Origin of the sequence: Marinithermus hydrothermalis DSM 14884 (assembly GCF_000195335.1) — a bacterium.
Taxonomy (GTDB): Bacteria; Deinococcota; Deinococci; order Deinococcales; family Marinithermaceae; genus Marinithermus; species Marinithermus hydrothermalis.
Window position 1 is genome coordinate 1,618,633 of the sequence record NC_015387.1, and the last position, 17,025, is coordinate 1,635,657.

The 17,025-nt window shown below is 67.0% G+C and carries 19 protein-coding genes; 8 read left to right on the forward strand and 11 right to left on the reverse strand.

Annotation, left to right across the window (positions count from 1 at the left end; translation table 11 throughout):
• Positions 1 to 36 precede the first annotated feature (36 nt).
• Together MARKY_RS08075 and MARKY_RS08080 are read right to left on the reverse strand one after the other, a co-directional pair.
• Complete coding sequence (locus tag MARKY_RS08075; RefSeq protein ID WP_013704387.1) at positions 37 to 2,007, reverse strand: V-type ATP synthase subunit I; 1,971 nt, start codon at positions 2,005 to 2,007, stop codon at positions 37 to 39.
• On the reverse strand, positions 2,004 to 2,318 hold the full coding sequence (locus MARKY_RS08080) for a V-type ATPase subunit subunit G family protein (RefSeq protein ID WP_013704388.1): 315 nt from the start codon (positions 2,316 to 2,318) through the stop codon (positions 2,004 to 2,006). The genes MARKY_RS08075 and MARKY_RS08080 overlap by 4 nt, the downstream gene beginning before the upstream one ends.
• 143 nt (positions 2,319 to 2,461) lie before the next feature.
• Between MARKY_RS08080 and MARKY_RS08085 the strand changes: the two genes are divergently transcribed.
• The 7 genes from MARKY_RS08085 (at position 2,462) to MARKY_RS08115 (ending at position 9,456) form a co-directional block, all read left to right on the forward strand.
• Positions 2,462 to 3,628: a 23S rRNA (cytosine(1962)-C(5))-methyltransferase gene (locus MARKY_RS08085; protein WP_013704389.1), complete on the forward strand. Its 1,167-nt coding sequence runs from the start codon at positions 2,462 to 2,464 to the stop codon at positions 3,626 to 3,628.
• A complete protein-coding gene (locus MARKY_RS08090; protein WP_013704390.1) occupies positions 3,628 to 3,840 on the forward strand; it encodes a DUF3248 domain-containing protein in 213 nt (70 codons plus the stop codon). Before MARKY_RS08085 ends, MARKY_RS08090 begins: the two co-directional genes overlap by 1 nt.
• On the forward strand, positions 3,841 to 4,296 hold the full coding sequence (locus tag MARKY_RS08095; protein WP_013704391.1) for a DUF3809 domain-containing protein: 456 nt from the start codon (positions 3,841 to 3,843) through the stop codon (positions 4,294 to 4,296).
• A gap of 73 nt (positions 4,297 to 4,369) precedes the next feature.
• Positions 4,370 to 5,041, forward strand: a complete 672-nt coding sequence (locus MARKY_RS08100; protein ID WP_013704392.1) for a metal-dependent hydrolase — start codon at positions 4,370 to 4,372, stop codon at positions 5,039 to 5,041.
• Entirely contained in the window at positions 5,038 to 5,895 is an 858-nt protein-coding gene (locus MARKY_RS08105) for a serine/threonine-protein kinase (RefSeq protein ID WP_013704393.1), read from the forward strand. The genes MARKY_RS08100 and MARKY_RS08105 overlap by 4 nt, the downstream gene beginning before the upstream one ends.
• Positions 5,892 to 7,835: an AMP-binding protein gene (locus MARKY_RS08110; RefSeq protein WP_013704394.1), complete on the forward strand. Its 1,944-nt coding sequence runs from the start codon at positions 5,892 to 5,894 to the stop codon at positions 7,833 to 7,835. The genes MARKY_RS08105 and MARKY_RS08110 overlap by 4 nt, the downstream gene beginning before the upstream one ends.
• Complete coding sequence (locus MARKY_RS08115; protein ID WP_013704395.1) at positions 7,828 to 9,456, forward strand: dynamin family protein; 1,629 nt, start codon at positions 7,828 to 7,830, stop codon at positions 9,454 to 9,456. The genes MARKY_RS08110 and MARKY_RS08115 overlap by 8 nt, the downstream gene beginning before the upstream one ends.
• Positions 9,457 to 9,685: 229 nt before the next feature.
• Here MARKY_RS08115 and MARKY_RS08120 read toward each other — a convergent pair whose 3' ends face one another.
• The 4 genes from MARKY_RS08120 to sdhC are packed head-to-tail and all read right to left on the reverse strand — an operon-like array spanning position 9,686 to position 12,888.
• On the reverse strand, positions 9,686 to 10,384 hold the full coding sequence (locus MARKY_RS08120) for a succinate dehydrogenase iron-sulfur subunit (RefSeq protein ID WP_013704397.1): 699 nt from the start codon (positions 10,382 to 10,384) through the stop codon (positions 9,686 to 9,688).
• Positions 10,385 to 10,393: 9 nt separating this feature from the next.
• Positions 10,394 to 12,127, reverse strand: a complete 1,734-nt coding sequence (sdhA, locus tag MARKY_RS08125) for a succinate dehydrogenase flavoprotein subunit (protein WP_013704398.1) — start codon at positions 12,125 to 12,127, stop codon at positions 10,394 to 10,396.
• 9 nt (positions 12,128 to 12,136) lie between these two features.
• Complete coding sequence (locus MARKY_RS08130) at positions 12,137 to 12,532, reverse strand: succinate dehydrogenase hydrophobic membrane anchor subunit (RefSeq protein WP_013704399.1); 396 nt, start codon at positions 12,530 to 12,532, stop codon at positions 12,137 to 12,139.
• Positions 12,532 to 12,888, reverse strand: a complete 357-nt coding sequence (sdhC, locus tag MARKY_RS08135; RefSeq protein WP_013704400.1) for a succinate dehydrogenase, cytochrome b556 subunit — start codon at positions 12,886 to 12,888, stop codon at positions 12,532 to 12,534. The genes MARKY_RS08130 and sdhC overlap by 1 nt, the downstream gene beginning before the upstream one ends.
• Positions 12,889 to 13,209: 321 nt before the next feature.
• On the opposite strand from sdhC, the gene speD reads away from it, so the two are divergent.
• Entirely contained in the window at positions 13,210 to 13,650 is a 441-nt protein-coding gene (gene speD, locus MARKY_RS08140; RefSeq protein ID WP_013704401.1) for an adenosylmethionine decarboxylase, read from the forward strand.
• 46 nt (positions 13,651 to 13,696) lie between these two features.
• On the opposite strand, the gene MARKY_RS08145 is transcribed toward speD, so the two are convergent.
• The 5 genes from MARKY_RS08145 to gmk are packed head-to-tail and all read right to left on the reverse strand — an operon-like array spanning position 13,697 to position 16,974.
• Entirely contained in the window at positions 13,697 to 14,317 is a 621-nt protein-coding gene (locus MARKY_RS08145; protein ID WP_013704402.1) for a MarC family protein, read from the reverse strand.
• Positions 14,314 to 14,772, reverse strand: coding sequence for an arginine repressor (argR, locus tag MARKY_RS08150; RefSeq protein ID WP_013704403.1), 459 nt, complete (start codon positions 14,770 to 14,772; stop codon positions 14,314 to 14,316). The genes MARKY_RS08145 and argR overlap by 4 nt, the downstream gene beginning before the upstream one ends.
• Before the next feature lie 42 nt (positions 14,773 to 14,814).
• Positions 14,815 to 16,011 (reverse strand): bifunctional phosphopantothenoylcysteine decarboxylase/phosphopantothenate--cysteine ligase CoaBC, encoded by a 1,197-nt coding sequence (gene coaBC, locus MARKY_RS08155; protein ID WP_013704404.1) that lies wholly within the window; start codon positions 16,009 to 16,011, stop codon positions 14,815 to 14,817.
• Between the two features lies 1 nt (position 16,012).
• Positions 16,013 to 16,315, reverse strand: coding sequence for a DNA-directed RNA polymerase subunit omega (gene rpoZ / locus MARKY_RS08160; RefSeq protein ID WP_013704405.1), 303 nt, complete (start codon positions 16,313 to 16,315; stop codon positions 16,013 to 16,015).
• A 2-nt stretch (positions 16,316 to 16,317) separates the two neighbouring features.
• The gene (gene gmk / locus MARKY_RS08165; RefSeq protein ID WP_041657971.1) at positions 16,318 to 16,974 is read right to left on the reverse strand and encodes a guanylate kinase; all 657 of its coding nucleotides are present in this window, start codon (positions 16,972 to 16,974) and stop codon (positions 16,318 to 16,320) included.
• Positions 16,975 to 17,025: the final 51 nt, after the last annotated feature.

The window sequence follows — 17,025 nt, forward strand, 5'->3', positions numbered from 1 at the left end:
ACCTCCCTACACCTATAACTCACTAATTCCCAAACGCTATACCGCGTCACTGCGGACCGACTTGAAGGGCCGGTACGGACGGCCGCTCTCCTCGTAGAAGCCGAACTTGGTGAAGAACTCCACCCAAACCAGACGGATGGGCTGCAGCACGTGCCCCAGCGTGGTGAGCAGCAGGATGAGCCCGTGCACCAACAGCCCCGCGACCAGCCCGACCAAAAGGCCCAGCAACCCCAGGCGTTCCGCGATCGCGAATCCCAGGTCGGTCGCGAGGTTGGCCATCAGGGCCCCCGCGATGCCCACCGCGTAGATACGAATGTAGCTCAGCACGTGCCCGCCGATCGTGGCGAGCTCGGGCAGCATCAGCCATACCCGACTCAGCACGATCCCCAGGAAGAAGAGCACAAAACCCGCCACGGTCAGCGCGGTCAGGAAGCCGTTCGAGGCCCCGGTCAGGAAGCTGTAGGCGACCAGGATCAGCCCGAACAGGCCGCCCATATACCCCACCGCCTCCCAGAAGTGCTTGGTGTGGTGATGGGCCAGCGCCAACCGCGCGCGGACGTAGAACCCGTGGAAGACCTGGAGCACCCCGAAGGCGATCGAGACCAGGATCAGGGTGTTCGCGGTCGCGACGGTATCGGCTCGAGGGATCAGGATGGGGATGAGCCCCCCCGCCTCGTGGCCCGGGATGTAGAAGACCTTTAGGTGCTCGAGGAAGTTCCCGAAGAACTCCCCGTACGCAACACCCCACAGCGCAGCCCAGACCCACATCGGCCTGAGGATCTTGACCACGCCGTCCAGCACTTGGGGGGAGAGGGTCATGCCGAAGAAGTCGATGACGAGCGGCTCGCCCCGCTTCACGTACCCGTTCAGGAAACGCGCGAGGAGAAGGAACAACAGGGCGTAACCGATATCCCCCACGATCATCCCGAACCAGAAGGGGAAGAAGACCGCGATCACCCAGCTGGGATCGTAGTGGCCATACTTGGGGGTGTTCAAGAAGGAGATCAGCAGTTCAAAGGGCCGGACCCACGGCGGGTTCTCCAGGGTCACCGGCACCCGGTCGGCCTCGTGGTGCGCGTCCACCGGCTCGAAAGCGTACACCACCTGGTCCTTAAAGCGGGCCATGGCCTCCTCAACGCGCACCTTCAGCTTCACGGGCACCCAGCCAAACAGCGCGAACCCGTAGCGCCCCGAGGCCAGCTGGCGCAGGGTCGCGAGGCGCTCCACCTCGTCCCGCGCCCGGGTCCACAAGGCCCTAAGAGGCTCCGTCGCCTCGCCCGCCAAGCGGCGCAACCCGTCCTCCACGCCCGCGAGTTCCTCCGGCGCGAGCCGGGCCCGCTCGGCCATCTTGGCCTTGGCCTGCCCCAAGCTCAGGCCCGCGTAAGGCCCCGACAACCGGAGCTCCCCGATCCCCAAGCGGGACAGCGCGCTGCGCGCCGCCTCGAGGTCGCGCTTCAGCACCACGACGACCACCGCGAGCCGCCCCGCCACGGGCTCCGCCGCGACCACCGCGCGGCCCTCGAGGGCCTCCTCCAGGGCCCGCTCCACCGCGCCGAGCTCCTCCTCCTTCTCCAGCTGGAAGGGGATCACGGCGAGCCAACGGCTCTCATCCAGCCCGTGCGCCAGCTCGGCCAGGGCTTCGACCGGTTTTTGGAACTGGTCGATCGTCTCGAGCTCCTCCCGGAGCTGGTCCCGTTCCTTCGCCAGGACCGTGGCGCGGTGCGCCCAGGGCTCGACCGCGGCCTCGGCTTCCTCGAGGCTGCCGGTAAAAGGTTTCGCCGGCGTCACCTCGTGCCCGAGCAAGCGCAGGGCGTGCTCGGCTGAGGCGGCCACCGCCTCCCAGCGACGCAGCTGGTCCTCCTCGTCCTTGGAGAGGCGATACGCGGAAAGCTCCTCCACCTCGAGGGGGTCCAGGTGCACCACCCCGACGCGCTGGAGTTCCGCGAGAAGCTCGCGGGCCAGGCGTTTCGGCCCCGCGACCACGAGCTTCTCCATAGGTGCGATCACGGCAAGACCTCCTGCAGCGCGGCCTGAACGGCCTCATCCAGACGGGCGGCCGCAGCCTGCTTCACTTGTTCCGCCTCCGTCTTGGCCCGGGCGTCCGCCTCCTCCTGGATCCGCCGCACCTCATCCGCGATCTTTTGCGTGTACGCTTCCGTAAGCTGACGTACTTCTTCTTCTGCCTCGGTCAGGATACGTTTGGCCTCGGCTTCTGCTTCTTTGATCTTAGCCTCGGTTGTGCGGCGGGCCTCCTCGAGCTTTTGGGCTAGCTCCCGCTCGCGCTCCGCGAGGCTTTTCACAAGTCCCAGGCCCTGCATAGCGCCTCCCTTCCCGTCACTACCGATAACATGCGTCCTGGACGCATCCCGGGGCATAATACCCCAGCCCCTAGGGGGTGTCAACGCCCCAGGTCGAACTCCATCATACGGACGGCATGCGCGAAAATGCTAGACTTCCAAGGATGAAGGTACACGTTCGTGAACGCGGCGCGCAGCGGCTCCTCGCACGGCATCCCTGGGTGTACCGGAGTGACGTGCGGGAAGCCCCCGACCGCCCCGGCCTCTACCCCGTCGTGAGCCGCGACCAGCCGATCGCATGGGCTCTGGTCAACCCCCGTTCGGAGATCACGGTGCGGGCGTTCTCCTTCGACCCGAAACGCGACCCGCAAGAAGCCCTGATCGAGAACCTCAAGCGGGCCCTCGCCCAGCGTGCCGAAGCCCTACGGCGTGACCCGCTGGGGGGGTACCGGCTGGTGCACGCGGAAGGCGACTTCCTCCCGGCCTTCGTGGCGGACTACTACGCGGGGTACGTCGTGATCCAGGTAGGCTCCGCCGCCCTCGAGCCCCTCACCCCGCGCCTCCTCGAGGTCCTGATAGCGCAGGTGCGTCCTAAAGGCGTCCTCGCCAAGAACAACCACCGGGCCCGCCGGCTCGAGGGTCTTGCCGAGGAGGTGCGCGTCCTGCACGGCGAGGTGCCTGAACGGATCCTGGTGCACGAGGGGCCATTGCGGTACTGGGTGGACCCGTACCGCGGCCAAAAGACGGGGGCCTTCCTCGACCAGCGCGACAACCGCCTGGCCCTGGCGCGCCACCTCGAACACCGCGTTCTGACGCGCGCCCTGGACGTCTTCAGCTATCACGGCTCCTTTGCGCTGCACCTCGCGCGGTTCGCGCAGCAGGTGGAGGCGGTAGACACCTCGGCCGACGCGCTGGCACGCGCCGAAGCCAACGCCCGGGAAAACCAGCTCGTGAACCTCGAGTTTATTGAGGCGAACGCCTTCGACTTCCTGCGCCATAAGGCGCGCGCCGGCGAACGGTACGACTGCATCGTGCTGGACCCGCCGGCCTTCGCGAAAAAACGCGCGGACCTCGAGCGGGCGTACGCGGCGTACAAGGAGGTGAACCTGCGTGCGATGAAGCTCCTTAGGCCGGGGGGTGTGCTCGCCACCGCCTCGTGCAGCTACCATCTGACCGAGCCGCTGTTCTACGAGATGCTGCGGGAAGCCGCGGCCGACGCGCACCGGAGCGTGCGGGTGCTGGAGCGCCGCGGGCAGGGCTGGGACCACCCGGTCTTGCTCAACGTGCCCGAGACGCATTACCTGAAGTTCGCCTTGCTGGAGGTGTGGTGATGGAGGTGGATCCCGACGCGTTGACCGAGCTGGGGCGTCACCTGGTGTGGCGCATCGGCAAGAGCGAGGATGAGGAGGTCCTGGTGGTTCGTGTGGGGTTGGCCTCGGCCACGCCCCGGTTCGCGCAGCTGCCCCGGCTGCGCAACGTGAGCGAAGCCGAGATCGAGGCCCTGGTCAAGGCCGGCAAGGTCAAGGTGGAGTGGGTGGAGTAAATGGTTTTGGAACGCGAGATCGAGCTGAACGTGCCCTTTAACGGTCCTCTGCAGGAGGCCAAAGCCCGGTTGCTTGCGCCGGAGGTGGTGTTCGCCCCGGTCAGCGTGCTCAAGGACCTGCGCCGAGAAGGCACGGTGGTGGAGGGGCGGCTCAGCACTTCTATCGCCTTATTCGGCGAGGTCAGCTTCCCCTTCCGCTCCCAACTCCGAGCGGAGGGGGAGGCCGCCGTGCTCGAGGCCCTCCCGCTGGAAGCGCCCTTTTGGGCCGAGCTCTCCGGGCGGGGTGAGGCGCGCGGCTCACACCTGCACTACCGCGTCCGCTTGAGGGTGCACGCGGAGATCCCTGAAGGGGAGAAGTGGGGGGGACGGGCGTTCAGGCGCCTTGCAGAGGCCACCTTCCAGCGGACCCTTGAGCGGGTGCTGGCCCAGCTCGCCGCGGAGCTGGCCGCTGGATAGTCCTAGGCTCGGGAAGGGAGTTTGTTAGACTTGTCGTGAGGGTGCTTGCACAGCACGAGAAGGAGGAGTCGGTATGGTGGAAGTGCACTACCTAGGGCATTCGGCGGTCTACCTGACCGACGGCAAGACCCGGATCGTGATCGATCCCTTCCTGAGCGGTAACCCCACCGCCAGCGCAGGGCCGGACGAGATCGAGGCCGACCTCATCGTGGTCACGCACGCGCACGGGGACCACTGGGGGGACAGCGTCGCCCTCTCGAAGAAAGGCGGGCTGCTCGTCTCCACCTACGAGATCGCGGTCTACTCCGAGCAACGGGGCGCGAACGTCCACCCGATGAACATCGGGGGGAGTTACGCCTTCGAGGGAGGGCGGCTCAAGTTCTTCCCCGCGTGGCACTCCTCTTCCTTCCCCGACGGAACTTACGGCGGCATGCCCATGGGGGTGGTGATCGAGCTCGGCGGGCAGCGCATCTACCACGCGGGGGATACCGCGTTGTTTAGCGACATGCGGCTGATCGGCGAGCTGGGGCTGGACCTCGCGCTCCTCCCCATCGGGGATACCTTTACCATGGGACCGGACGACGCCCTCAAAGCGCTGGAGTACCTGAAGCCCAAGCGGGTGGTCCCCATCCACTACAACACCTTCCCCGTCATCGAGCAGGACGGGCCGGCGTTCGTGGAACGCGCCGCGCTGCTCGGCGTGGACGGTCAGGCCCTCCGCCCTGGAGACACGCTTAAGCTGTGAACCCTCGGCTCACGCGCGCGGACTTTAAGCTCGTCATGCTCCTGGGCCTCGGGAAGACAGCCCAGGTGTACCTGGCCCGCGCCCCGGACGGGCGGGAGGTGGCCCTCAAACTCCCCCGAAAAGAGGTCCGAACCAACCCGCGCCAAGCCCGGATGTTCGCCCAAGAGGTCCTACTCTCCCTCGGCCTCACCCACCCCAACCTGGTGCGCGGTCTGGCAGGCAAGCCCTACGGGGAGGACGCCTTCCTCGCGCTGGAGTACTTCGCCGAAGGTTCGCTCCAGCAACGGTTGGCCCAAGGCCCCCTCGAGGTGGGGGAAGGGCTGGGTTACATCCAGCAAGTGGCCCAGGCCCTGATCTACCTGCACAACCGAGGCATCGTGCATCAGGACGTCAAGCCCGCCAACGTCTTCATCAGCGGGACGGTCGCCAAACTCGGGGATTTCGGGGTGGCCAAAACCCCGAACGACACCCACCCCTTCGAGCGGGCCGGAAGCCCTTACTACATGGCACCCGAGCTCTTCAAGGGCGAGGCGGCCACTCCCGCTGCGGACGCGTACTCCCTAGGGGTGCTCGCGTACGAGCTCTTCTCGGGGCGACGGCCGTTCGAGTGCGAGAGTTACGACGCCCTGATAACCGCGCACCTGACCCAGCCTCCCCCGCCCCTAACCGGCGTGGACCGCCCCCTCGCCCAAGCGATCCTCGGCCTTTTGGCCAAACATCCACGCGATCGCTTGAGCCTCACGGAGTTCGTGCAGGTCCTCAAAGGAGAATCCCCGTCCCCCACCCCCAAGGATGAACAACCCACGACCCCACGCCCCTCGTTGTTGCGCCGTTTGTTCCGGAGGAAACCATGAACGCCGTTTGGTACCCTAGCCCAAGCTACACCCAAGGCAGCCACCTCGAGCGTCTCATGCAGGCGCTAGGCCTCGAGGACTACGATGCCCTGTACCGGTTTAGTGTCGAGTCCCCCGAGGCGTTCTGGAGCAAAACCCTCGAGCTGCTCGGCATCGAGTGGTTCCAGCCGTACGAGCGCGTGGTGGACCTCTCAAACGGCCCCCAGTGGCCCCGCTGGTTCGTAGGGGGAAGGTTGAACCTGGCGCATAACGCCACCACCCGCCACGCGCAAGGCCCCAAAGCCCAACAGCTCGCCCTCATCTGGGAGGGGGAGGACGGCGCGCTTGTGCGCCTCACCTACCGCGAGCTCGAGCGTCAGGTCGCGCAGACCGCGAACGCCCTGCGACGGCTCGGCGTGAGGAAGGGCGACCGGGTGGGGATCTTTCTGCCCATGCTGCCCGAGACCGCGATCAGCGCGCTGGCGGTCGCGCGGATCGGCGCGATCTTCATCCCGATCTTCTCCGGGTACGGCGCGGAGGCTGCGGCTACGCGGCTCAAGGACGCTGGAGCCAAGCTCCTCATCACCGCGGACGGGTTCTTCCGTCGGGGGCGCGCGGTGCCCATGAAACCCACCGCGGACGAAGCCGTTCGGCTCTCCGGCACCGTGGAGAAGGTGCTGGTGGTCCGGCGGCTGGGCACGAACGTCGCGATGGAGGAAGGGCGCGATTACGTCTGGCAGGAGGTCGTGCCCCAAGAAGCTCCTACCGCGCACACCGAGGCGATGGACAGCATGGATCCCTTCATGCTGATCTACACCTCGGGCACCACGGGCCGCCCCAAAGGCACGGTGCACTACCACGCGGGCTTTCCCCTCAAGGCCGCGCAGGACATGGCGCACCTCTTCGACCTGCGCTCTGGGGAGGTCCTGTTCTGGTTCACGGACATGGGCTGGATGATGGGCCCCTGGGCGATCCTGGGTGCCCTCATCCTCGGGGCGACGGTGTTTTTGTACGAGGGGGCGCCGGACTACCCGGGACCGGACCGGCTCTGGGCCATGGTGGAACGCCACGGGATCACGCACCTCGGGATCTCCCCCACCCTGGTGCGCGCCCTGATCCCGCACGGCACCGAGCCCATCCAAAAACACGACCTCTCCTCCCTCCGCATCCTGGGCTCGACCGGCGAGCCGTGGAACCCCGAGCCGTACCTGTGGTTTTTTGAGCAGGTGGGGGGCGGCCGCTGTCCCATCATCAACTACTCGGGAGGCACTGAGGTCTCGGGCGGCATCCTGGGGTGCACCGTCTACCGTCCGATCAAACCCACCGGATTTAACACCGCGGTTCCCGGGATCAAGGCCGCGGTCCTTAACGAGGCAGGTCAACCGGTCACCGGCCAGGTCGGGGAGCTCGCGGTCCTCGCCCCGTGGCCCGGGATGACCAAGGGGTTCTGGCAGGACCCCGAGCGCTACCAGCGCACCTACTGGAGCCGGTTCGAGAACGTCTGGGTGCACGGGGACTGGGCCATGGTGGACGAGGAAGGGCACTGGTTTATCCTGGGCCGCTCCGACGATACCCTCAAGATCGCGGGCAAGCGCGTAGGCCCTGCCGAGCTCGAGTCCGCCGCTACCGCGCACCCCGCGGTGCGGGAGGCCGGCGCGATCGGTGTGCCGCACGAGGTGAAGGGCGAGACCGCGGTGCTCTTCGTGGTCCTCCGGCCCGAGTTCACCCCCTCCGAATCCCTCGCCGCCGAGATCGCCGACGCGGTCGCCGAAGCCCTCGGCAAACCCATGCGGCCCGAGCGGGTGCACTTCGTGCCCGACCTGCCCAAGACGCGGAACGCCAAGGTCATGCGCCGCCTGATCAAGGCCGCGTACCTGGGCGAACCCACGGGGGACACCTCGGCGCTGGAGAACCCGGAGGCCCTCGAGCCGATCCGCGCGCTCGCCCAGGGTGATGCTTGAGCCGCAACTTCAGACCCTCGCCCAGGAGGTGCGGGACCTGCTGGGGCGCGCCGTGGAGGCCCTCGCGCAAAGCGGGGCGGACGCCGCCCCGCTCCGGCAGGCCCTACTGGACCTCGAGGGGCCGTTCTTGCTGGCGGTCGTCGGGGAGTTCAACAGCGGCAAGTCCAGCCTCTTGAACGCCCTGCTGGGCCGGGAATTGCTCGAGGTCGGGGTCACGCCCACCACGAACCGCATCCAGCTCATCGGGTACGGGCCCGAGCCGCGCGTCGAGGTGCGCGGCCCCGACCTCGCCGAGGTGTGGCTGCCCCACCCCCTCCTGCGCGAGGTGCGGCTGGTGGACACGCCCGGCACGAACGCGGTCCTGGAGCGCCACCAGCTCCTCACCGAGCGGTTCCTGCCGCGCGCCGACCTCATCCTGTTCGTCACCAGCGCGGACCGGCCCTTCACCGAGAGCGAGCGGCGGTTCCTCGAGCTGGTGCGGGGGTGGGGGAAGAAGCTGGTGCTGGTGGTGAACAAGCTGGACCTCCTCACCCCGGCGGAAGCGGAGGAGGTGCTGGGGTACGTACGCACCCACGTGCAGCGGGCCCTCGAGGATCCGGTGCCGCTGTTCGGAACCTCCGCCCGAAACGGGCAGGGCGTGCCGGCCCTCGAGGCCCACATCCGCGACACCCTCGCGTACCAGGCCGCGCGCCTCAAGCTGGGCGCGCCCTTAGGCGTGGCGCGGAAGCTCGTGGAACGCGCACGTGCGAGGCTGGACGAGGAGGCCGCGCGCTTGGCGCGCGAAGAGGAGGTGTGCCGCTCTCTGGAGGCCCTCCTCGAACGGCACGCGGCAGGGGTAAGGGAGGCGTTTCGCGGTCAGGTCGCGCAGCTCGAGGGGGTGTTCGCCCAGGCCGTGCGCCGCGGGGAGGCCTGGCTGGACGAAACAGTCCGGCTCGGGAGGGTGTTGGACCTGCTGAACGCGGCCAAGGTGCAGGCGGGATTCGAGCGGGAGGTGCTGGTCCCGGCGCGCGCTCAGCTCGAGCAGCGCATCCAGGAGGCGCTGGCCTGGCTCGCGCGGCGCGAGGGGGACCTGCTCGAGACCGCTTTGGAACTCCTCAAGCAAACGGCGGGACCGGCGCGCCCCGCACCCTCCCCCGCCGGGCCGCCCCTCGAGCGGACGGTCCGGGCGGCCCTCGAGCGCTACCGCCCCGAGGAGGAGGCGCAGGAGGTGCAGCGCCTGCTGCAGGGAGCGTTGCAGCAGACCGCGCTCGCGGAGGCGGGTGCCGTGGGGTTGGGGGCGGGGCTCACGCTAGCCCTTCACGGCCTGGCTGCCGACGTCACGGGGGTTGTGGCGGGGCTTGTCGCGGCGCTCTTGGGTCTTTCGATCCTCCCTCGCCGCAAAGAAGCTGCGAAGCGCCGCCTCCGGCAGCGCAGCGAGGGTATGCAGCGGGAACTCGCCGCGGCCCTCGAGGCGACGCTTGAAGGAGAACTCCTCCGGATCCACGAGCGGTTCCGGCGGCTGTACCGGCCGCACTGCGCACAGGTGGAAGCCCAAACGGCGCGACTCAGCGCGGCGCGGGAAACGCTCGAAGCCCTCCGCAAAGAAACGGAGCGACTCGAAGCCCGTATTGAGGCGCTTTAAACGTCGTCGGTGTCGCTGCCCTCGGCGGGGTCTTCGCCGCAGCAGGGGTCCGCGTGGTAGGCGTACTCCATCGCCCATTCGTCGGTTACTTCCCAAACGGTTGCTTCCATTCGGGACCACCTCCACCCCCACCCTAGTGGAAATTTCCAGAGAGTTACAGGGGGCGTGTACGCAAACGCCAAGCCCCACGTGGAATCTTCCACGTGGGGCTCGAGTGCGCGGTCGGTTTTTAGAACTGGTGGTAGACCATCGCCCGCTTGACCTCTTGGATGGCCTGGGTGACCCGGATTTCCTTCGGGCAGGCCTCGGTGCAGTTGTACGCGGTGCGGCACCGCCAGGCGCCCGTCGAAGCGCCCAGCACCTTGAACCGCTCCGCCGCCCCTTGGTCACGCGAGTCGAAGATGAAGCGGTGGGCCTGGACGATCGCGGCCGGCCCGATGTAGGTCCCGTTCACCCAGAAGACCGGGCAGCTCGTGGTGCAGCAGGCGCACAGGATGCACTTCGTCGTGTCATCGAAGCGCGCGCGTTCCTCCGGGGACTGCAACCGCTCACGCTCGGGCGGCGGGTCGTCGTTGATCAGGTAGGGTTTGACCGCCTTATAGGCGTCGAAGAAGGGCTCCATGTCCACGATCAGGTCCTTCTTCACCGGGAGCCCCCGGATCGGCGCGACCGTGATCTCCTCTCCCAGGTCCCGCACCAGCACCTTGCAGGCCAGGCGGTTCTTTCCGTTGATCAGCATCGCGTCCGAACCGCAGATGCCGTGCGCGCAACTGCGGCGGAAGGCCAGGGTGCCGTCAATCTCCCACTTCACCTTGTGCAACAAGTCCAGCACCCGATCCTTGGGATCGGCCTCGATCCGGTAGGTTTCCCACCGGGGCTGCGAATCCACCTCAGGGTTGTACCGCTGAATCTTCAGGGTAACCTGCATCTCCCCTCCCTAGTAGGTGCGCGGCTTGGGCTCGAAACGCCCCAACACCACCGGCTTGTAGCGGAAAGAGACCTTGCCCGGCGCTTCCCGGTAGATCAGGGTGTGCTTGAGCCAGTTCTCGTCGTCCCGCTCCGGGTAGTCCTCGCGGGCGTGCGCGCCGCGGGACTCGGTACGGTTCAGGGCCGAGTGCACCGTCGCTTCGGCCACGTCGAGCAGGAAGCCCAGCTCGATGGCCTCCACCAGCTCGGTGTTATACCGGTCGCCTTTGTCCTGAATCCCCACCTGCTGGTAGCGCTCGTGAAGCTCCTTAAGGATCTGCACCTGCTTCGTCAAGAGCTCCTCGGTACGGAAAACCGAGGCGTTATCCATCATGGTGCTCTGCAGCTCGGCGCGCAGCTGGGCCACCGACTCCTTACCGCCGGAGTGCTTGATCCGCTCGACGAGCTCGCGGGCCGGCCCCGCCGCGTCCCGACCGAGCTCCGGCATCTCCGCGGTCTTCGCGAACCGCGCCGCCGCGATCCCCGCGCGCCGCCCGAAGACCACCAGGTCCCCGAGCGAGTTCGTGCCGAGCCGGTTCGCGCCGTGCAGGCTCACGCAGGCCGCCTCCCCGGCCGCGTACAACCCGTGCACCACGGTGTTGTGCTCGTCCGAGATCACCTCGCCCCAGGTGGTGGTGGGGATCCCACCCATCGCGTAGTGCGCGGTCGGCAGCACCGGGATCGGCTCCTTCACCGGATCCACGCCGAGGTAGGTGCGGCTGAACTCGGCGATCTCCGGGAGCTTCTTCTCGATCACCTCAGCGGGCAGGTGGGTCAGATCAAGAAGGATGTAGTCCTTGTTCGGACCGCACCCCCGCCCCTCGCGCACCTCGAGGTACATCGCGCGCGCCACCATGTCGCGCGGCGCGAGGTCCTTGATGGTGGGGGCGTAGCGCTCCATGAAACGCTCGCCTTCGGCGTTGCGGAGGATTCCCCCCTCACCGCGCGCCCCCTCGGTCACCAGGATTCCCAAGCGGTACAGGCCGGTGGGGTGGAACTGGTAGAACTCCATGTCCTCCAGCGGCAGCCCCCGGCGATACAGGATGGCCTGCAGGTCCCCGGTGAGGGTGTGGGCGTTCGAGGTGACCTTGAAGATACGCCCGAACCCGCCCGAGGCGATCACGATCGCTTTAGCGCGGAAGACGTGCAGCTCACCGGTCGCGAGCTCGTAGGCCACCAGCCCCTTCGCAACCCCGTCCTCCACGATCACGTCCAGGACGTGGAACTCGTTGTAGAAGGTGATCCCGTGCTTGATGGACTGCTGGTACAGCGTCTGGAGGATCATGTGGCCGGTGCGGTCCGCCGCGTGGCACGCCCGGTGCACCGGCGCCTTGCCGAACTCCTTGGTGTGCCCCCCGAAGCGCCGCTGGGAGATCTTACCGCTCGGCAAACGGTCGAAGGGCAGGCCCATATGCTCGAGCTCGATCACCGCCTCGATCACTTCCTTGGCGAAGATCTCGGCGGCGTCCTGGTCGGTCAGGTAGTCGCCCCCCTTGACCGTGTCAAACATGTGCCATTCCCAGTGGTCCTCTTCCACGTTGCCCAGCGCCGCGCCGATCCCGCCTTGGGCCGCGCCGGTGTGGCTGCGGGTCGGGTACAGCTTAGAGATCACCGCGACATCCGCGCCGTGCTTTGCCGCGTACAGCGCCGCGGTCAGGCCGGCCCCGCCGGCCCCCACCACGATCACATCATGCTGGTGCGCCATCTCGCCTCCTTACGAAATCTGGAAGTCGTAATTGAAGAGCACCAGGCTCCCCAGGAAGAACAGGATCGCCACCACCGTGTAGAACACCGTCTTCACCCAAAAACGCACGGCCGGGTTCCGCACCAGGTCGTCGATCACGTACCGCATACCGTTCGTACCGTGCAGCAACGCCAGCGCGAGGAGCAACCAGTCGTACACCTTCCAGGTGGTCTGGCTCAGCCGCTTCGCCACGTAGTCGTAATCGATCTCTCCCGCGTTGATCAGGATGTTTTGGATGTACAGGTGTCCCAGGGCCAAGAAAACGAGCAAGAGGCCCGATATCCGCATGAACACCCACCAGGCCAGCTCGAGGTTCGTGCCGGCCTGCTGCTTCGCGTCCTCGTAGCGCCGCGCTCGAATCGCCATTACTTACCTCCGAAGATCTCCGGCAGGATCTTAAAGAGCGCCGGGAGGTACATCACCACAAACAGCACCCACACCCCGTACCAGAGCTGCCGCTGCACCCGGACTCCCCAGGAGGTAAAGTCCATCAGGATGATGCGCAGCCCGTTCAACGCGTGGTAGAGCACGCCCGCGATGACAAGGAGCAGGCCGATCCGGAAGATCGTCTGGTGGTAGAACGCGAGGAGCCTGTTGAAGACCTCCGGCCCCCACATCGCGAGGGAGATGTCCAGGACGTGGAGCAATAAAAAGGCCAGGATCGCCACGCCCGAGATCCGGTGCAGGAAGAAAGCCCATTGTCCTTCTCTTCCGCGGTACATATCCCCTCCTTTTCCAGAGATAACTTTACCACCCCTCCACCCGTGCCACATGCGTTCCTGCCGCCCTCAGCCCGAAGGCCTCTACAAATTTTGACCGCTGCCCTTCAAAAAGTGCAACATCAACCTTACCCATCGGATTTCCTGTGTTCATGGGGAAAACGCGCTCTTCACTCCGCGGGACGGTAGGCAAAACCGGACAAAGCGCCGAAGAATTCTTGACACAGCACCCCCCCCGTTCCATAATGGAGGCTTAGAGCGGGGAGATACCCCGCGCGCAAACCCTGCTCAGCCTAAGGGCTAGCGTTCGAGGAGGTACACCCGTTGGAGCTGTTCGGTTTTGGACCCCACCTGATGATTGACGGTTACCAGGCCAACCCGGAAAAGTTGGCCGATGCGGAGATGGTCAAGCGCGTCCTCGACGAGATGCCTGAGGCCATGGAGATGACGAAGGTCCTACCGCCCTTCGTCTTCGAGTACACGGGTGCGCGCGCGGAGGACGCCGGGGTCACCGGAGTGGTGATCATCGCGGAAAGCCACATCGCCATCCACACCTTCCCTGAAAAACGGTTCATCAGCGTGGACATCTTCTCCTGTAAGGAGTTCGACCTCCGCAAGGCGGTCGAGTACCTGGTGGAAACCTTCGAGATCGGCCGGTACGACACCTACCTGATCAATCGCGGCAAAGAGTACCCCAAGGATCCGGAGCTCGCCCGTCGGATCGTCGAAGGCGAGCGCGAGTACCTGGAAAGCCGCATCGCCTAAAAACCGGCCGGACCATTCGCCCCCCGCCCATCTGGGCGGGGGATGGTTATTCCGCGAGGAGCAACACCCGCACCCCGTCCCCCACGAACTGCACCGCAAGCGCCGAGAGCAACACCCCCAGGATGCGGGTCACCACGTTGACGCCGGTCCGCCCCAAAAGCCGCGCCAAGTACCCCGCGAGCCGCAGCGAGTAGTAGCACAACCCCAGCACCAGCCCCGCCGTGCCCAGCACCAGGGCCACCCCTAGCGGTTCTCCCCGCGCTTCCCCCGCGAGGATCATCACGCTGGCCAGCGCGCCTGGCCCCGCGATCAGGGGGATCGCCAAGGGGAAGACGCTGATGTCCTCCCGGTGGACGGCCTCCTCCTTTTCCTCCTCCGTCTCCCGCTCCCGGTGGGCGAAGATCATGTCAAAACCAATCTTAAAGAGCAGGATACCCCCCGCGATGCGGAACGCGGCGAGGCTAATGCCCAGGTGCTCGAGCAGCCAAGCCCCCCCCAGGGCAAACGCGAAGAGCACCGCCCCGGCCACCAGCACCGCCCGCAGGGCGATTCGGCGCTGCTCGAAGGGCGGGCGCGTCCCCGCAAGCGCCACGAACACCGGCGCGAGCCCCACGGGGTCCATCACCACGAACAGGGTGAGGAAGGCCTTGATGAACAGCGCGCTCACGCCAGGAAGCCCTCGAGTTCTTCCAGCAGGTTTTTCGCGTCCTCCACCGTGCGGGCCACCACGAGGATCGTGTCCTCACCGGCAAGGGTCCCCACGATATCGTCCCGGCGCAGCTTGTCGATCAACAGGGCAATCCCGGAGGCGTGCCCCTCCGCCGTCTTCACGACCAGAACGTTTTCGCCCCGGTCCACGTCGCGCACGAACTCCCGAAACCGGTGCTTCAGCTCCTCGAGCACGTCCTCCTCGAGCTCGATCGGGGCCAGGGCGTACTTGTGCCGGCCGCGCCCCATGGGGACCCGCACCAGCCGGAGCTCGTTGATGTCGCGGCTGACGGTGGCCTGCGTGACGTTGAACCCCTCGCGGCGCAGGCGGTCCACGAGCTCGGCCTGGGTAGAGATCTCCTCGCGCGCAACGATCTCCTGGATTTTCTTGTGACGCAGTTCCTTGCTCGGCATACCACTCCTCCCGCGGCCCAACCGGACCGTCACATCCGCCGATTATACGCGACGATGCAGGATACGGTGAACCCGGTCCAAAATCTCGTCCGCGAGGGCCCGCTTGGACATCCGCGGCAAGGCTTCGGAGGTTCCTTCAGGGGTTACGATCGTGACCTCGTTGTGCGTGCTGCCGAAAGCGGAGCCTTCCCGCGTGGGGTAGTTGAGGCAGATGAAGTCCAGGTTCTTCCGCCGCGCCTTCTCCGCCGCGCGGTCCACCCCCGCGTGGGTTTCCATCGCGAACCCCACGAGGACCCGGTCGCCCTTGGCCTCCCCGAGGCTTTTCAAGATGTCCGGGTTCGGCACCAACGGCACGACCTTCTCCCCCGCGGTTTTGGGTTCTTTCTCCGCCTTAACCTCCGCGGGCCGGTAGTCCGCGACCGCCGCGGTCATCACCACCACGTCGGCCTCCGCGAAGTGCGCGTGCATCGCCTCGTACATCTCCAGGGCCGAGGTGACCCGGACACACTCCACCCCCCAAGGGGCGGGCAGGGTGGTCGGCCCCGAGACCAGAACCACCCGCGCACCCCGGTCCCGCGCGGCCTCCGCTACCGCGTACCCCATCCGGCCCGAGGAGGGATTGGAGATGAACCGCACCGGGTCCAGGTACTCCCGGGTCGGCCCGGCGCTCACCAGGACGGTCACGCCCTCGAGGTCTTTGGGAGTGAGGAGGTACCGCACGCGCTCTACGATCACCTCGGGCTCGCTCATACGGCCCAGGCCCTCCCCCTCCCCCACCGCGGCCAACGCCCCGTGCTCCGGCCCCACGAAGGCGTGCCCCCAGGCCTCGAGCTTCGCGACGTTCGCGCGCGTCGCGGGGTGTTGCCACATCTCCGGATTCATCGCCGGGGCCCAGAGCACCCGGCGCGCGCCCGCAAGCAACGTCGCGGAGAGCAGGTCGTCCGCCAGGCCCGCGGCGGCCTTGGCGAGCTGGTCGGCCGTAGCCGGCGCGACCACCACCAGGTCCGCCCAGCGGGCAAGCTCAATATGCAGCGCGTTGCCGTACGCGCTGAACCACCGCGCTTCGGTCGCCACCTCCCCCCCTGCGGCCACCGCCAGGGAGAGCTCGGTCACGAACTCGAGCGCGCGCGGCGTGGCCAACGCCCGCACCTCGTGCCCCGCTTCGCGCAAGCGGCGCAGAAGGCTCGGGGTCTTGATCGCGGCGATACCGCCGCCGGCAGCGACCAAAACGCGGGCCAAGCTACTCCTCCACGGGCTCTTGGGGGTACAGCTGGTCCATCACCCGCGCCAGCCGGTCCTCGGGCACGAGATCCTCCCCGATGCGGAGGCGTCCCGTGCGCAGCTCGCGCATCGCCCAGGTGACCGGGTTCGGGTCCGGGTACTCCCCATCAATGGTCCGCATCTTGGGGCGCTCGCGCGGCTCGAGCACCGTGTTGGAGAAGTTGTATCGCAGCAACTGTTGCGCCCGCCGCGCCACGACCACCGTGAGGCGATACTTGGAGTCCGTTAGGGTGAGCAGTTGGTCAATGCCGGGTTCCGCCATGGTCAATCCTCCTTGAGCTTGCGGGTGATTCGATCCAGTTCGGCTTCCAACAGCGGGTCGCGGGCCTTGGCGCGCTCGATGGCGTGCCGCATGCGCGCGCTCTTGCTCCGCTCGGCCCACACGATATGCTCGATGGCCGTTACGGCCTGTTCGAGCAGGTCGTTCACCACCACATAGTGGAAGGCCTCGGCCTGCTCGAGCTCCTCTTCTGCGCGTTTGAGGCGTTTCTCGATCTTTTCTAGGGAGTCCTTGCCGCGCCGGAGGAGGCGGCTGCGCAGCTCGCTGAGGGAGGGCGGCACCACGAAGATCAGGACCGCTTCCGGCACCTGCTGGGCCACCTGCAACGCCCCCTGCACCTCGATCTCCAGGAGGACGTCCTCCCCGCGCGCCAAGGCCCGCTCCACGGGTTCGCGGGGGGTGCCGTAGTAGTGGTCCACGTACCGGCACCACTCGAGCAGGCCGCCGCGCTCGATCTCGGCCTCGAACTCCTCGGGGGTGACGAACCAGTAGTCCACCCCGTGCCGCTCTCCTTCGCGGGGCGGGCGGGTCGTCATGGAGATCGAGTAGTGGAAGGCGACGCGCTCCATGAGGCGGGCGCGGATGGTGCCTTTGCCCACCCCTGAAGCTCCGGTCATCACGAACAGGTTGCCTCTCGCCATAGCCATACGAGCATACCCCGCTCCGCGAGGCGTACGCATCCTATCAAGAGC

Bases quoted from the DNA above. Each gene is read 5' to 3' on its own strand.
- rpoZ (WP_013704405.1), bottom strand. From the start codon at position 16,315: ATGGCGGAACCCGGCATTGACCAACTGCTCACCCTAACGGACTCCAAG.
- gmk (WP_041657971.1), bottom strand. From the start codon at position 16,974: ATGGCGAGAGGCAACCTGTTCGTGATGACCGGAGCTTCAGGGGTGGGC.
- MARKY_RS08100 (WP_013704392.1), top strand. From the start codon at position 4,370: ATGGTGGAAGTGCACTACCTAGGGCATTCGGCGGTCTACCTGACCGAC.
- MARKY_RS08120 (WP_013704397.1), bottom strand. From the start codon at position 10,384: ATGCAGGTTACCCTGAAGATTCAGCGGTACAACCCTGAGGTGGATTCG.
- MARKY_RS08080 (WP_013704388.1), bottom strand. From the start codon at position 2,318: ATGCAGGGCCTGGGACTTGTGAAAAGCCTCGCGGAGCGCGAGCGGGAG.
- MARKY_RS08110 (WP_013704394.1), top strand. From the start codon at position 5,892: ATGAACGCCGTTTGGTACCCTAGCCCAAGCTACACCCAAGGCAGCCAC.
- MARKY_RS08115 (WP_013704395.1), top strand. From the start codon at position 7,828: ATGCTTGAGCCGCAACTTCAGACCCTCGCCCAGGAGGTGCGGGACCTG.
- MARKY_RS08095 (WP_013704391.1), top strand. From the start codon at position 3,841: ATGGTTTTGGAACGCGAGATCGAGCTGAACGTGCCCTTTAACGGTCCT.
- argR (WP_013704403.1), bottom strand. From the start codon at position 14,772: ATGCCGAGCAAGGAACTGCGTCACAAGAAAATCCAGGAGATCGTTGCG.
- MARKY_RS08090 (WP_013704390.1), top strand. From the start codon at position 3,628: ATGGAGGTGGATCCCGACGCGTTGACCGAGCTGGGGCGTCACCTGGTG.
- MARKY_RS08130 (WP_013704399.1), bottom strand. From the start codon at position 12,532: ATGGCGATTCGAGCGCGGCGCTACGAGGACGCGAAGCAGCAGGCCGGC.
- MARKY_RS08085 (WP_013704389.1), top strand. From the start codon at position 2,462: ATGAAGGTACACGTTCGTGAACGCGGCGCGCAGCGGCTCCTCGCACGG.
- sdhC (WP_013704400.1), bottom strand. From the start codon at position 12,888: ATGTACCGCGGAAGAGAAGGACAATGGGCTTTCTTCCTGCACCGGATC.
- sdhA (WP_013704398.1), bottom strand. From the start codon at position 12,127: ATGGCGCACCAGCATGATGTGATCGTGGTGGGGGCCGGCGGGGCCGGC.